The sequence below is a fragment of the Spiroplasma endosymbiont of Tiphia femorata genome (assembly GCF_964020225.1).
GTDB lineage: Bacteria > Bacillota_I > Bacilli_A > Mycoplasmatales > VBWQ01 > Spiroplasma_E.
The window spans coordinates 1210063-1227084 of record NZ_OZ026544.1; the positions used below are offsets into that span (position 1 = coordinate 1210063).

General features: G+C 23.4%; 13 protein-coding genes. 1 reads left to right on the plus strand and 12 read right to left on the minus strand.

Annotated elements, in window-relative coordinates:
- Positions 1-19: 19 nt before the first annotated feature.
- The 4 genes from AACK83_RS07505 to AACK83_RS07520 form a co-directional block, all read right to left on the minus strand.
- Positions 20-967, minus strand: a complete 948-nt coding sequence (locus tag AACK83_RS07505; protein ID WP_338956758.1) for a rolling circle replication-associated protein — start codon at positions 965-967, stop codon at positions 20-22.
- Positions 968-1315: 348 nt separating this feature from the next.
- Positions 1316-2179 (minus strand): DegV family protein, encoded by an 864-nt coding sequence (locus tag AACK83_RS07510; RefSeq protein ID WP_252319596.1) that lies wholly within the window; start codon positions 2177-2179, stop codon positions 1316-1318.
- A gap of 171 nt (positions 2180-2350) precedes the next feature.
- Complete coding sequence (locus AACK83_RS07515) at positions 2351-2662, minus strand: single-stranded DNA-binding protein (protein ID WP_338957442.1); 312 nt, start codon at positions 2660-2662, stop codon at positions 2351-2353.
- A gap of 204 nt (positions 2663-2866) precedes the next feature.
- The gene (locus AACK83_RS07520) at positions 2867-3727 is read right to left on the minus strand and encodes a hypothetical protein (RefSeq protein WP_338957444.1); all 861 of its coding nucleotides are present in this window, start codon (positions 3725-3727) and stop codon (positions 2867-2869) included.
- 545 nt (positions 3728-4272) lie between these two features.
- Here AACK83_RS07520 and AACK83_RS07525 point away from each other — a divergent pair.
- Positions 4273-5184: a hypothetical protein gene (locus tag AACK83_RS07525; protein ID WP_338957446.1), complete on the plus strand. Its 912-nt coding sequence runs from the start codon at positions 4273-4275 to the stop codon at positions 5182-5184.
- 184 nt (positions 5185-5368) lie between these two features.
- On the opposite strand, the gene aspS is transcribed toward AACK83_RS07525, so the two are convergent.
- From aspS to AACK83_RS07565, 8 genes are all read right to left on the minus strand, one after another.
- Complete coding sequence (aspS, locus tag AACK83_RS07530) at positions 5369-7111, minus strand: aspartate--tRNA ligase (RefSeq protein WP_338957448.1); 1743 nt, start codon at positions 7109-7111, stop codon at positions 5369-5371.
- On the minus strand, positions 7095-8387 hold the full coding sequence (gene hisS / locus AACK83_RS07535; RefSeq protein ID WP_338957451.1) for a histidine--tRNA ligase: 1293 nt from the start codon (positions 8385-8387) through the stop codon (positions 7095-7097). Before hisS ends, aspS begins: the two co-directional genes overlap by 17 nt.
- Positions 8388-8646: 259 nt before the next feature.
- Complete coding sequence (locus tag AACK83_RS07540) at positions 8647-10899, minus strand: RelA/SpoT family protein (RefSeq protein ID WP_338957453.1); 2253 nt, start codon at positions 10897-10899, stop codon at positions 8647-8649.
- Positions 10900-10912: 13 nt separating this feature from the next.
- Positions 10913-11434 carry an adenine phosphoribosyltransferase gene (locus AACK83_RS07545; protein ID WP_338957455.1) on the minus strand — a complete coding sequence of 174 codons (522 nt, stop codon included), beginning with the start codon at positions 11432-11434 and terminating at the stop codon, positions 10913-10915.
- A gap of 9 nt (positions 11435-11443) precedes the next feature.
- Entirely contained in the window at positions 11444-14608 is a 3165-nt protein-coding gene (gene secDF, locus AACK83_RS07550; protein WP_338957457.1) for a protein translocase subunit SecDF, read from the minus strand.
- Between the two features lie 121 nt (positions 14609-14729).
- Complete coding sequence (locus AACK83_RS07555; protein WP_338957460.1) at positions 14730-15674, minus strand: AAA family ATPase; 945 nt, start codon at positions 15672-15674, stop codon at positions 14730-14732.
- Complete coding sequence (gene ruvA / locus AACK83_RS07560; RefSeq protein ID WP_338959813.1) at positions 15664-16296, minus strand: Holliday junction branch migration protein RuvA; 633 nt, start codon at positions 16294-16296, stop codon at positions 15664-15666. Before ruvA ends, AACK83_RS07555 begins: the two co-directional genes overlap by 11 nt.
- A complete protein-coding gene (locus AACK83_RS07565) occupies positions 16293-17015 on the minus strand; it encodes a YebC/PmpR family DNA-binding transcriptional regulator (RefSeq protein WP_338957462.1) in 723 nt (240 codons plus the stop codon). The genes ruvA and AACK83_RS07565 overlap by 4 nt, the downstream gene beginning before the upstream one ends.
- Positions 17016-17022 lie beyond the last annotated feature (7 nt).

Below are 17022 nucleotides of genomic sequence, written 5' to 3' on the forward strand. Positions count from 1 at the left end.
AAAAATACTAAAAATTAAACTAATGTAAAACTTTTTTCTTAAAATTTATTTCTTCAACTTTACTACCAAAAACTTTATAAACCCAAGTCAAAACATCTCTATCTCTATGATTTAAATAACCAATTTCACTAGTCCATAAATAATGTTTATACGATAAAGCACTTAAATATACATATTTTTCGTAATCTTCATATTCTTTAAAATAATCATTTACAACAGTACTCTCAATAATAGCACCAATCATCACAGTATCACCATTACTATCTCTTTGAGTTTTAAAATAAAATACATTTGTTGCATTAAAACTTGCTTTAATTATATCTCCAATTGTCAATTTTTTAATACCACGAACAACAAGAGGATTTTTACAATTACGACTAAAAGCATAAGCCTTTACACCTACATCTGTCTGATTTATAGATTTAACATCATCCATGGCTTTTGTAACATATTTTCCTAAATATTTAATAACAAATTCATTTGTACCTTTTTTAACTACTTTTAAATCATTAAAACCATGAGTTCATCATTCTGCTAACATACTTTTATATATCTTTCTATTAAAAATTATATGAAAATGAATAGCACCACGAGATTGATATTCATAAACATAAAAATACTTTAATTCTCCTAAATTTTGAAAACGTTTAGGGTCATTTCATCACTTTTTTAATTTAATAAAAAATAAACCAATATCTTTTTTTGCTTTTTTAATATCTTGCATATTATTTTTATAAGTCAAAGTAACAAAACTTAACATTTTACTATTATAAAAATTATGTAATGCTTTTTGAATTAAATTAGTTTTAGTACGAGAAGTATTATTTCTCAATTTTTGTTTATTTCCAACATAACATTTACCTTTTTTATTTCCAATATTATTTAAAAAAGAAATAGGTAAAACAACATTTTTAACATAACAAGCATAAAAAATTTTTTTAACATAAAAATCTTGTTGAATATCCATATATAAAACTTCCGCGTTCTAGGTTTTAAAAAACCAATTTTATACATTTTAATAATAAACAAATCTTAACATAAAAAATTATAAAAACAAATAATAAAAGAAAAACGATACTTAATTTAAATATTTATTTTATTAAATTTTTTCAATTATTTCTTTAGTTTAAAACTTTAATTATTAATAAGAATTTAAATCATAATATTTAATATTTTATTATTTATAAGTTGAAAAAATCTGAATGTTAGTAAACTAAATTAACCTTTACTAACATTCTTTTTTAGATTTAAAGTTTTTTATATATTTTCTAAAAAACAGAATACTTAATCAATCTTTTATAAAACTACTTTTTTATTAGACTTCTTTTACTCATTGATTAGGTACTACTGAAAAACCAATAGTATTATTACCAGTATGTGTTTTTAAAATATTACATAATGGTTCAACTTTATATTTGGTAAATCCTCTATTTTTTACTTTTTTAATTGCTTCATCAATAATATCTTTTCTACATCAACCATCAATAATATATATTGTTTCTTTAGTAACGTCTTTAATTTTAGTAATAATATCTAACATTTCTTCCATAGCTTTACTTAAGGTTCTAACTCTACCAATATTATCAATTGTTTCTTTACATCTTAAAATTGGTTTAAAACGTAAAAAATTACCAATTCTTGCTTTACTCATTGGTAATCTACCACCACGAGCCAAAAATTTTAAATCATTAGGAGCAATATAAGATTCATAAGTTTTACGAAATTTATTTAAAATTCCTAAAATTTCAGGAATTTTTTTTCCATTTTTAACAAGAGTAAAAGCAATTAAAACCATAAATTTTAAAGGTATTGAAGCAGCACCTGTTTCTAAAATATGAACTTTATTTTTATATTTTTCTTCTTTTTGTAAAACTTGTGAACTTGCATATTGTCCTGAAGCATTATTAGCAATTGGTAAAAATAAAATTTGATCATATTTACTTAAAGCATTATCTCAATATTGTTCAAGTTTACCACGACTAGTTTGACTAGTTTTTAAAATACAGTGTTCATCAATCATCTTTTTACGAATTGTTTCACTATCAATATCAATGTTATTATCATCATAAGCATTTTCTCCTTCAATAATATTTAAAGGAATAATTATTATTTCAGGATATTTTTTCATATCTTCAACGGTAAAACCAGTAGCTGAATCACTTACAATTCCAATTTTCATTTTGTTTGCTCCTAACCTTTTATACTAATAAATTATAGTAAAATTATAACAAATTTATTTTACTATATATCGTTTTAATTTGAAAAAATATAAAGTGACTATAAACTTATTAGTAGTAAAAATAAAAATAGTCTTAATTACTCAATAATTAAGACCATTTTTTAATTACTTTTAAGTTAAATAAATAATACGATCAGCAATAATTTCTGTATAGTAAAAATCATTAGCTTTATTAGCAAATGTTTGAATTCTACCTTTAATACCAATAATTGCATTCTTTTTTAATAGTGTTTTTAATTCCTCTGTATTAGCTATTCAAGTTTTAATAGTGATAAAATCAATTTCAAATTGATTTTGACGATTTTTAAAAGGTCTTTCAACAGCCATTATAAACTTGGTCCATTTTGTTGGAATTTGTTCTCTGGTTGGTATTATTTCTGGTTCATTCATTAATTTACCTACTAATACAACATTATTTATCATTTTAACACCCCCTCTTATTTGATAATTATAAATTTAGTTCATAAATAAAATATCAAATTATTTTATTTATGAATAAAAGAAAAAATAAATTAATTCAACAAACTTAAATATTAAAATAAGACTAGATAAAATAATTTATTAATTAACACAAAAAGAGCATTGTCAACTGCTCTTTTTGTAAAATATAATTGTGTTAATATAGTTTTAATCTAAAACTGGTAATGATCCAATTCTTGAATCTTTTAGTGCATTTACTTTCCCAAAATCTACTTGTAATCACACTCTCTGAACATTAACAAATCCAGTAATTTTATTACCATTTTTAGCAGCATCATAAAAAAATGTATAAACTTTTGTATTTAATAAACTAATTAAAGCTTCTCATTGCTTTTGTTTATATGGTGCAAATTCTAATTTAAAATCAGAGGCTAAACTTCCTTTTTTAACTCCCACATTGTTATAAAGTTTCAAATCAGGTAAAATTTTTCGAAATTCTTGACTAACATCTAAATCCTTATTGTCAGCTGTATTAATAATATAAGATTTTAAAATTTCATTATTTTTGATAATATCAATTTGACACGTACCTGCTTCTAATTCAAAACTATCTTCGGTGTATTTTTCTTTAATTTCTCCTGGAAAAGTATTTTTAATACTAACAGTTAAACTAACAATTTCAGCATATTCTTCATCTGAATAAACGCCAATTTCATCACCAGTTTTGAAACCTAAATCTTTTAAAAAGTGTGCTGCATTAGCATTTTCTGCCCTATATTTATGAGGTGGTGCACCTGTTCTTAACAATTTATTTTTAAAAAGATCATTAATTTTCATTAAGTGATCATCTGCAATAACCGAATATTTTTCACTATCAGATGTATTATCATAGTTTAATTTTTGTAAAATTAAACTTTTACCATCAGTATCATATCAACCTAATAATTGTGCATATTTACTGTCTAATTGTGGTAATGAATAATTATCACATGCAACTGTACTAAGGGTTGCTGTTGTTGATATTCCCACAGTAGCTGTCGTTGCTAATATTTTTTTAAATTTTTTCATAAATCTAAACACCTCTCTATATAAATCTTGTGTAAAAATATTGTACATGATTCTTAACAGTAAACTTACTCATATACTTATTAGTAATCAATAAAAAAATAAAATTTATTTTTCATCTATCTTTATTTTTTTATTTCTTTATTATTTAATAATAATAAAAACTTTTTTATTGTATATTATTTTTTTCACATATAAACTTTAATTAAGATTTACCTAAAATAACTATTAAAAAATATTAGAATTTATCATTACTAATTTATATAAAACTGTTTCAACAAAATTAAGTATTAATCTACTTTTTTAAATCTATAACAAAACTAGTAATATATTATTGATTAAATTATATATATGATGTTATTATTACTAATTTAACTTTATAAATAATATAAAAATACTAATTTTTATATGAATTAAATTAATTAACAATATTTTACATTTTTTTCTAAACCTACGATATTAAATAATAAAAAATCAAATTTTTGGTAAATCTTAATATTAAAAATTAATATTTATATTAATTTAAAGAAAGAGGTACTTATTAAAAAATGATAAATAATAAAAAGAAAATATTAGAAAAAGAAAGTCTAACTAATAATAAATATAAAACCAAAATTGAAAAATTAAATAAAAAACTACAAGAAACTCTTGATGATTTAAAAGAAATAAGTGATCTCTATGCAAAATCAGAAAGAGATGCATTAGATAAAAGAAAAATAATTACAAATCTTGCAAATAAAATTACAGAATTAGAAACACAGTTAATAGAAAATCAACAACAAGCAGAAATAAAAAATAATAATAAAAAAATTATAATTCCAAAAATAAATTTAATAATACCTGGTGAAATATGTTCTTTAGCAACTGATACAAAAGGTAATCTTTATCTTGGAACTAGAAATAGTTCTTGACATGGTGCTATTTATAAATGTTTAGCAGGAGAAACAAACTTTAAACCAATATTAGGAATATATGGTGAAATATGAACAATAGCTATTGATAAAAATGAAAATGTTTATATAGGTACTAGAGAAAGTAGTTTTAAAGGTAACGTTTATAAATATCAAAAAAATCAAAATACTTTTAAAAAAATGGATGGTATAAATAAATCTGTTTCTTCTTTAACTTTTGACAATGATGATAATATTTATGCAGGAGTTTGAACCGGTTCATATCAATCTCCTAGTAATGGTGAAGTTTACAAATGTTTAGCAGAAGAAACAAACTTTAAACCAATGTCTGGAATAAAAGGGGGAGTACTATCATTAGTTTTTAATAAAAATACAAATTTTTTATATGTTACTACATGAAACGGAGATGGAAAAACTAAAACTAATGATGGTTCACTTTATAAATGCTTACCACCAAATAATGTCTTTACTTTAGTTCAAAAAAATTTACCAGCTATATGACATCTAAAAACCAAAGATAGTGAACCATTTATTGAACTTGAATATTAACAAATATCAAAAAAAATATAATTGAAATTAATAATTATTAATTTAACATTATTGAAAAATTGATTTCAATTAAATTACATAATTAATCTCTAATGAAAAACAATTTAATTATTTTTCATTAGAGATTTTTAATATTTATATTTTCTAATTTTATTAAACTTCTAATCACTTTAAAATTAAAATTTTACTTCTTAAATTCCAAATTTAATATTGATAACTGATCAGATGAAATTTCACTAGGACTATTTGTTAATAAACAAATACCACGATTATTTTTAGGAAAAGCAATAGTATCACGAATTGATTCATTCTTAATTAAAATCATTAATAAACGATCAATGCCAAAAGCAATACCACCATGTGGAGGAACTCCGTAATTAAAAGCTGATAAGAAAAAACCAAATTTATTTTCAATTTCTGTTTTACTTAAATCTAATAATTCAAAAATCTTTTTTTGTAATTTATAATCATGAATTCTAATGCTCCCACCAGCAATTTCAAAACCATTTAAAACCAAATCATAAGCATCTGCAGTTAAAGTTCCTAAATCTTTATTTTTTATATCTAATAATTTTTCAGGATTTTTTGGACTTGTAAAAGGATGATGACAAGCTTGTCATTTATTTTCTTCCTGTTCAAACATTGGTCAATCAATAATTCAAATAAATTCAAAGTTTTCAATATTATTCATAAAATCTTTATGATTAATTCGTTTTGACAAATCATTAATATAAAAACTTCTAATAGCACCCATAACTTTATTAGCAACATCTTGTTGTTCATATACGAAAATTAAAAAATTATTATTATATTTTATTTTTGATATTTCTTCTGCTAAAACTAAATCATCAAACTTTACTTTAGAATTATTATGAATAATTTTTTTCTTAATTAAGTCATAAATTATTAATGTTTTTCCTCCATGCTGATTGCTAATTTCTGTTATTTTTTTTATAGTTGTTTCATTCATTTTATCATTAACTATAAAACCCTTATAAATAAATCCATCACTATTATTGTTAATATTAATATTTATTAACTTACATGTACAACGCAAATCAGGTTTATCACTACCATATAAATCCATTGCTTGATCATAGGTAATCGATGAAAATGTTGAGGGAATATTACCAATTTTTAAAGTATTAAAAAGACTTATTATCATATTTTCTACTATTAATTTAATTTCTTTACTAGTAGTAAATGCCATTTCTAAGTCTAATTGTTGAAATTCGGGTTGTCTATCAGCACGAAAATCTTCATCACGAAAACATTTAGCAATTTGATAATATTTGTCAATACCTGATATCATTAATAATTGCTTATAAATTTGTGGTGATTGTGGTAAAGCATAAAAATGTTTTTTTTGAATACGAGCAGGAACTAAAAAATCACGAGCACCTTCTGGTGTTGATTTTGTTAAGCAAGGAGTATCAATTTCTAAAAAATTATTTTGATTCAAAAATGTTCGTAAGCAACTAAGAACTTGGTGTTTAAATTTAATATTATAATTCATTGCTGGTCTTCTTAAATCTAAATAGCGATATTGTAAACGTAATTCTTCACTAGCAAGCGTATTATCATTTTTAATAACAAATGGTAAATTAATAGAATTGCTTAATATTTCAATATCTTTTGCTACTACTTCAATCATATCATTAGCAGTTTTTGCATCTTTATTTTTTCGTAAGACAACTGTTCCAATTACTTTTAAAACAGATTCAACTTTAACATTTTTTATTTCTTGATAATATCCGTTATCTGGTTTAACAATGACTTGTGTTGTTCCATACATATCACGTAAATCAATAAAAATACCAAATTTATTAATACGAATATCTTTAACTCAACCACTAATAATAATTTCTTTTGTAATATCACCCTGCGTTAAATTACCACATGTATGAGTTCTAAAGAGTTTTTCCATATTCTTCATTCTCCTCTAATAATAGATTTTTAACCTTACTAAACAATTGCTGTTCAGTATCAAAAATTAATTTTATCATTTCTTTTTTAACAAAAGAATAAAAACTAACCTGATTTTTTTCTTTTAAAAATAGTATATTTTTGGCTAAACTACGATCAATAATCTGTGACTTATTTTTATCTTGATATAAATTATATTCCATATCAATATGATAATTTTCTTTACGTAATTGTAATAATAAATCGGAAGCTATTATTAATCCTAATTCGCTTAAAGCAATAATTTGTAAATCAATAATTGGTGGTTTATTAATATTTTTATTTTCTACCAATAATAACATTAATCTTTCAATACCAATTGCAAAACCAATAGCAGGTATTTTTAATGGTGAGCCCAATTCATTAAATAAATTATCATATCTACCACCACCAAGTAAAGTATTTTGACTTTCACCAATTCGTGAATCAATAGTAGTTATTTCAAAAATAATACCATTATAATAATCTAAACCACGAACTAAATGCTCATCAATAATAAAATTAACTTTATTATTTTTTAAACTATTAATAATGGTTGTAAAATATGTTTTTTCTTCATTAGTTAAAAAATCATTTAAATATGGTATTTCTAAATTTAATTTAGTACAAATTTTACAATCAAGAACTCTTAGTGGCGATACTTTAACTCTAATTTGACAATTTTCACACAATTGCTTACTTTGATTTAATAATTGTTCTTTAAGTGCTATTTGGTATTTATTTTTTGTTTCATTAGATCCAAAATAATTAATATTTAAAGTTAAATTTGGTATTGAAAAACTTTTTATCATTTCTAGGGCCATCATCATTACTTCAACATCAACTAAAGGATGTTTAACACCAACAGTTTCGATACCAAATTGATTAAATTGACGTTGACGCCCTTTTTGAGGTCTTTCATATCGAAACATTGAACCATAATAAAAATACTTTAACGTTTGCTTAGATTTATATAATTTATTTTCAATTATAGCACGAACAATACCCGCTGTTCCTTCAGGACGAAGAGCTAATAATCTATCATTTTTATCATTAAATTGATAAATTTCTTTCTGAATAATATCAGTTGTATCTCCCACGGCTCGTAAAAATAGTTGAGCATTTTCAAAAATAGGAGTAATAAATTCTTGATAATTATATTTAATTGCACACTGTGTTAAAGATTTAATAATATTACGATATATAATAACCTCTTCATTATACATATCACGTGTTCCTCTTGCTTTTTGAAATTGCATACTTTTTTTACTCCTTTTAATAAAAAATAAATCTTCTAAAAAAACGTTCCTAAAATAAAGGAACGTTTCTTAACGCGGTACCATCCTAATTCATTTACAAAGTAAATGCACTTAATTATAATTTATCATATTTAATTAATTAATAATACAAGCTATTTAATGTCATAAAATTAGTTAACCAATGTTTGCACCAACCACACTGTCTCTTAATGTTTACCCTAAATTTACTTTTAAATGCTGAAAATATTATACTAAAATATTACATAATTATTCTGTTTATTGCAATAATATCAGGAATTTTTTTAATTGATGAAATAATTTGATGTAAACGTTCAATATTAGAAACTTTAATTAAAATTTTTAAACTTCCATGATTTTCCTTAAGCTTATTATTAGCATCAATACTTTGAATTTGTGCCTTTAAATAGCCCAAAATATTTAAAACATCAGTCATCAATGCTGGTCGATCTAAATATTGAATTTGAATTTTTGAATTATAAAGATGATGACTGGTTGCTAATAAATTTCACTTAGTATCAATAATACGTTCTTTACGCTCTGGCAAACTAACATTAGGACAAATTAAACGATGAACTTTAATACCTTGCCCTTTAGTAATATAACCCGCAATTGGTTCATCAGGGATAGGTAAGCAACAATGAGCCAATGATGTTTTAGTATTGGGGGCATTTTCAATAATAATTTCATTATTACTACTTAAATTCATTGTTGTTTGTTGTTTAGTTTTTAATTCTTGAAATGTTACTGAATCACTATATAAAATAGTAGTAACCGCCTGTTCAATTGTATAAGTTCCATTAGCAACATCTAAGCAAAAATCTTCATACGTTTTATATTTTAATGATCTAATTCTTGACATAATAACATTACGTTTTGCAATTTTTCAACGAATGTGATTTTCAATAATATATTCTTCTATTTTTTCCTTTGTTTTTTTTATTTTCTCTTTGTTTTCTGTATCTTTAATTTTATTTTCTTGATTAAATTTTTCTTGCTGATTATTTAAATATTTTTTTATTTTATGTTGAGCAAAATTGGTCTTAACAATATTTAATCAATCACGAGAAGGGCGTGCAGTTTTAGCAGTTTTAATTTCAACAATATCACCTGATTTTAAAACAGTATTAATAGGAGAATAAATACCATTTATTCTTGCACCTACTGTTGTTTCACCAATTTCAGTATGAACTTTAAAAGCAAAATCTAAAACAGTTGAACCAAATGGTAATGTTATAACATTACCATTTGGAGTTAATACATAAATTAAATCACTAAAAATATCTTGTCGAATTTCTTTTTCTAAATTATTATCTTTGGCAATATTATCTGCTAATATGTTTTCATCAACATTTGGATTTAAGTCATTTAAATTTAATATTTCTTGAAAAATATTTAATTTTTCATCAATTTCTGCTTGACGTTTCTTAGGATTTTTATTTTCCCCTTCTTTATATCTTCAATGCGAAGCTGCACCTGCTTCAGCAAAATCTTCCATTTCTTCAGTTCTAATTTGTAATTCATAAATTTCATTATCAAAAACAACAGATGTATGTAATGATTGATACATATTATTTTTTGGTGTTGCAATATAATCTTTAAATCTACCCGGAACAGGAGTAAAACTTTGATGAATATAACCCAAAATGGCATAACAACTATCAATAGAATTAGTAACAACTCTAATTGCTAAAATATCATGTATATCATCAAAATCTTTTCCAAAATAATACATTTTACGATAAATAGAATATAAGTGTTTACTACGACCATAAATTTTAAAAATTAAATTTTTATGTTGTGATAATGTTTTAGTTAATTCTTTAATAATTTCATTAACTAATTTTTCACGTTTTTCACGATCCAAATTAATAAGATTATCAATTTTTTTATACTCTTTAGGATGTAATACTGCAAAAGAACGATCTTCTAGTTCTGATTGTAATTTACGAATACCTAGACGATGAGCAATAGAAGCATAAACTTCTAAAGTTTCTTTAGCAATAATTATTTGTTTTTCGGGATTTAAAAAATTAATAGTTCTAATATTATGTAAACGATCTGCCATTTTAATAATAATGACACGAATATCATGAGCTAAACTTAAATATAATTTACGTAAATAATTAGCTTTAATTTCATTTCTTTTTTCTTTTGCAAAATGACTAACTTTAGTTACAGCTAAAACTAAATTAGCAACTTCCAAACCAAATTCTGCTACTAACTCATCAAAAGTTGTTGGTGTATCTTCTAAAATATCATGTAAAAATCCTGCTTGTATTGAAGAGACATCTAAATGTCATAATACTAAATTATATGCTGTTGATAAAACATGATAAACATAAGGATCACCATTCTTTCGATATTGATCTTTATGTTTTAATAATGCATATTCATAAGCTACTTTAATTTTTGTAATTTGCTTAGGATCTTTGATAAATGTTTTTGCTTCCGCTAATAATTGGTTAAAATCTTTACAAGTTAAATTATTCATTATTTACTACTTATTAAAACTGAATTATTTCTAACAGCGGAATATTATCAAAATGATGTTTATTAGCAAATTCAGAAAGCGAAATTAAAGTAGCAATGCCAACTGATTGAGCATTACTTTGTTTTATTAAATTAAGACAAGCATTAATTGTTCCCAAAGTTGCAATCAAATCATCAATTATTACTACTTTATCTTTTGTTGAAAGTACATTTTGCTGCATTTCTAATATAGCAGTACCGTACTCTAAATCATAAGTTACTTTATAGGTTTTACCTGGTAATTTACCTTTTTTGCGTGCAAGAACTAATTTGATACCCAACTTATATGCTATAGCAGCACCAAAAATAAATCCTCTTGCTTCAGGTGCTAAAATTGCTGTTGCTCCACATTTTTTAATAAAATCTACAAAAATATTAACAACACTTTGAAATGCTTCTGGATTACTTAATATTGGGTTAATATCTTTAAATTGGATACCTTTAATTGGAAAATCAGGAATATTAATAATAATTTTTTTTAATGATTCTTTTGTCATTGCAACCACCTATTCATTAATACCTTTAATAACATATTCATCTGCACCAATGAAATGTTTTTTAATTTTATTAATACGTTTTTTATATCTATAAACTCTTCATTTCTCAAAATAAATTCAAATAAAAGGAGCAATAAAGTAAGATGATACTAAACTTACTATACAACCTATTAATAATGATAAACTAACTATTCAGAAACTAGGAATAATAAACATAACAATTACTGATGTTATTAATACTACACCATTAATAACTAATGTTCTTGGTAAAGCCTTTTGAACACTTTTATTTGAAATTTCAATTATTTCTTCTGTGCTAATAACTTGTGTTTGATTATTATTAATCTTAATTTCACGAATATTATCAAAAATTGACATAATACTAATTATTGTTAAAATCATTACTCCCAATAATATTCCAACAATTGAAGTAGAAATTACAATTTGGAAAATACTAATAATAGCAAGTGTCATTAGTAAACTAAAAATAATAGCTAAAATTAAAGGAATAACATAAGTTAATTGAAATCTAATAATAATATAAATTAAAATAACAATAAAAGATAAAGCGATTGAAATAATCATATTAACTAATAAATCTACACCTGACTTAGCAACAACTAGATCAATTTCTCCTCATTGTAAAATAGATTCTTGTTTTCAATTTCTAGTAATCTCCCCTAAAAAATTCTTAAACCTTTGCTGCATACTTTGAGAATTTACTGTTGTTTGAACAATAATTTTAAACTGATATGGTTTTCCTTCACCACCAGCAATTAAGGAAAAATTAATATTTTTAAAATATTTACTAAATTGACTATTATTTTGAATTTCTTTACTAATAAAATCTTTTGCTAATTCTGCTTCTTTAATAATATTGTAACTAGGATCACTTGGATCTTGAGTAATTGTACCCATTCCAACAAAATCAGTTCGTTGATCAAAACCAGAACCAAAATTTAAACCAATTACACCATAAGTAATACCTGAAGCAAGAACAATAACAGCAGAGCCTGAAAGAATTCATTTTGTTAATTTATGAAAATAATTTCAGTTACTTATTTTAAGTTTTGAAAAAACATTTTTAAAATTAATAACTAATATTTTTTTGTCTTTTGCTTTAACTATTTGAATTTTTAACGGTTTTAATGCATTAATTAATTCTTGTTTCAATTTATTAATTTCTTGTGAAAGATTTAATTTTAAATCTTTTACTTTTGACTTATAAACTGATCTTGATTTACTATGTTCTTTTTTTAATTGCTGTTTATCAACTTTAAATTTTTTAATTAATTCTTTAACTTTATTTTTAAAATTAATTTGAAGCTGACATTTTTCTGAAATTAATTGTTTTTTTATTTTTTTATCACTACTTTTAATATTATTTGTATCTATTGAATTATTTAAAACTATAGTGCTTTTTCTACTAATATTATTAGTTCCTAAAAGTTGAGGTTTATTTTCTAACCAGTTATTTCGTAATAATGTTCATAACATTAATCTTAATAAGATAATTCCAAAAATAATTACACCAAAAGTAGCAATAGAAGTCATAATAATAAAACCTTTGATAGCACGAGTTCCAAATCAGAAAATAGTTAAATTAACAATTAAAATAATAGCGCTACAATCTAATGAAGAAGATAATGTTTTCTTATTTGCTGATTTAAAAGCACTAATCAAAGTTTTACCTTGCATATATTCATTTTTAAAACGTTCCAACAAATTAATAATCGTATCTAATAATAGTGCAAAACCAATAATTAAAGCAATTACGCTTTCAGGAGCAATTATGCCATTAATGAAAACAAAACTAACAATAGTAAATAATAAAAATAATGATATTATAATTAGAACAATAACTCCTAACATACGATAATAAAACAGAACAATAGTCATAAGAACAAAGGTAACTAATATAATAATAACAACTGCAATTTTTAAAGATGTTGCACCTAGCGTTGGACTAACATTAGCATAAGATAACATAGTAAAATTATTTTTTGACAATCCTGATGTTAAAACACTTTTCATTTGTTCAACTGTTTCAAGATTAAAAGTATCTGAATTAATTGAAATACTATTGTTAGTTACTTTAACTTCACCAACTCAATATGGAATATAACGATAATCAATAACATCTTCATGTAAAATATCTGAAACATCTGGTAAACGCAATAAATCTTTAATATAAGGCAATCATGCATTCATAGGTGAACCAACAATAGGAGAAGCAAAAGGATCAAAGCGATTAGCAGGATCATATGTATTTTTTTCATCATTAGTATCAACAGAAAGACTATGAACTGAACCTAAATTATCAGAATAAATTCAATTAATACCAAATTGACCATTTTGATTAGGATTTAATAGTCGTGCTAAAGTAGGGTCTTGTGCTTTAGCTCTAGCTAAAATATCAGTACCTTTACCAAGACCTGGTGTATTATTATCTAATAATGATGTTAATGATGCTTTAATCTTACCATCAGTATCATTTTTAAGATTATCAATTATAAAAGCAAGGGAGCGAATACCCTCCATACTACTTCGAATATAATCTAATAACTGACCAATATCTGAATAAATATAAAATGTATTTTCTTTGGCAGAAGTAAGTTCTTTTAAAACTGAATCATTTTTAACATCAAAAACAAGTTCTGGGCGATGAGTAACAGAATTATTAACAGCTTTAATAGCAGAAAAAACATCACTAGTTAATAATCTTTTATCTCTTTTTGTTCAAGTAGTAGCTTTGTCATCTTTCTTTTCGGTTGCTAATAAGTCATTACCATCTTTATCAACAATATAAGAATAACCACGTCGTGATACACTGTGAACAAAAGTAGAAATATCAACTCCCGCATCTTTACTCAACGCTAAATTATACTTATTATTATTGCTAGTAATGCTTTCAATATAAACGTTACTAGTACCTAAAGGGTCAACTCTGTCTTTTAATAAATTAATAACATCTTTTTGTTTACCTTTACCCTCATATTGAACTTGTGTTTGATAACCACCAGCAAACTCAATACTTAATTTACTATTATTTTCAACATATTTAGCACTAAACACTACTGAAATTATTATTGCAGAAACAATAATTATTAAACTAAAAATCCTTAAAAAAAATCCAAGATTTTTAGTTTTTCTTGTCCTAGAAGAAGTGTTCATATTTCTTCACTCCTAAATCATTTTATTTGTATAAACATAGATTGTATATTATTTAAGCACTATATAAGAATACCAACATTCGTTATAAATAACAATTGTTTTACAGTAATATCAAAAATAATTATTTTCTAAATAAAATTATATTATTATTAATATACTCTTTACCAATAATTGTTATTTTACGACCCTTAGTTGTCTTAGTAATTAAACCACAATGAATAAGTCAAGGTTCATAATGAATTTCAAGATTTTTTCTTTCTTCATTCAAAAGTTGACAAATAGTTTCAATACTCAAACTTTTATCTAAATTTACATTATTAAACAATGCTAAATATGCCAATTGTAAACTATTTAAACCTAAAGGATAAATTTGCAAAAAAAATAAAATTTGCAAAATATTAGTTTCATTTAAATCTACATTCATAACAACACAATAATTATACAATTGTTTAATGATGTTAATAATGAGTCGCGGAATATTACGACAATGATTAGCAATAATATTTATTATATTATTTTCTAATTTTCAATTTAAACTTAAAGAAACTTGTGAAATAATACTTTTAATATCCTGATAATTATAATCAGATAATTGTAAAATATTAAGAATACGACTTATCAACGCTTTAGTTAAGATTCCTACTTTATTAGTAGCACCAATAAATGTAAAAGAGGGTAAATTAATTTTAACAATTTTATTATTATAATCTTTACCAATCATAATATTAATAAAATTACCTTCTAATGCAGAATATAATACTTCTAATATTTCATAGTTAACAACATGAATTTCATCAATAAAAACTATATCAGATTGTTTGATATTTGCTAAAATACTAATAATATCGCTAGTTTTATTAATGCTTGTTCCTTCTAAACTATGAAAATTTACTTGCAATTCTTCTGCTATTAATCGTGCAATAGTTGTTTTTCCAATACCAGGAGGACCAATTAATAAAATATGACTTAAAGCAATATTTTGAATTTTACTACCTTTGATTAAAATTAGAATACGTTCAATAACATTATTTTGTCCAACAAAATTATTAAAACTACTAATACCCATATTTTATTTCCTTAATAGCTAATGCAATAATTTCTTCAACTTCCAAATCTCAATTAATATTTCTTAATAAAAAATTATTAATTACTATTGAACTAAAACCTAATTTTAATAATGTATCAAATACTAAATCTGATTTTTCATTTTGACTAGTTGTTAAATTACTTACTAGTTTAATATGATTACTAAAATAATTAATAATATTATTAGCAATTTTATGAGTTATACCTTTACACTGTTGCAATATCTTATAATCTTGTTTGCTTATAGCCAACTTAATACTATCAAGTGATAGTTGATTTAGTAATCTTAAAGCAGTTTTTGGTCCAATATTACTAATATTAAGTAAGTGAATAAAAAAGGTTTTTATTGGTTTTGATACAAACCCAAAAAATTGTTCATAAGTTGGTTTTTGATGAAAATAAACATAAATTTTCACTTTAATATTTAATGGTAATGTTTGTAAATTAACACCTTCAATAATATATCCATGATCATTACATTCAAAAATAATTTTATTTTCATAAAATTCTTTAATAATACCTAAAAATATTCATCCATGACTTATTCCTCCTTTTCTATTCTTACTATTAATTAGATGAAAAAGAAAAATAAACCTTTTTATTTTTTAAAATTATGTTCAATTGAAAGCACATCATCATCATTTTCAATTGTTTCTAACAATATATCAATTAATTTAATTTGTTGTTGATCAGTAATGGTAATCAATTCATGGGGAATATTAACAATTTCATTAGTAATAAAATCATTAATATTATTTTTTTCTAATAAATTAGTTACAGCATTTAACTGTTTAGGATTAACTTCAATATCAATGATATCTTCATTTTTTTCAATATTAAAAATTTCAAAATCAATTATTAACTCCAAAATTTCTTCAACTGATAATAAACTTGAAAATTGAATTACCCCCGTTGTTTGAAATAAATATTGAACAGAATTAGTAGCAGCTAAATGACCACCCAATTTATTAAAATAACTTCGAATATTACTTGCAGTTCGATTTTTATTATCAGTTAAACAATGAATAATTATGGCAATATTACTTGGTCCATATCCTTCATAAGTGACTGCTTCATAATTAGTTGTTTCATTTTTATTACTAGCTTTATTAATAGCACGATTAATATTATCCTTTGGCATATTTATACGTCGTGCTTTTTCTAACATTAATTTCAATCGCGGATTATTTTCAACATTTGCACCACCTAATTTAACAGCAACATAAATTTCTCTTGATAATTTTTGAAAAATTTTACCACGTTTGTTATCTTGGGCATCTTTACGATGTTTAATATTTGCATATTGTGAATGTCCAGCCATATTCTCA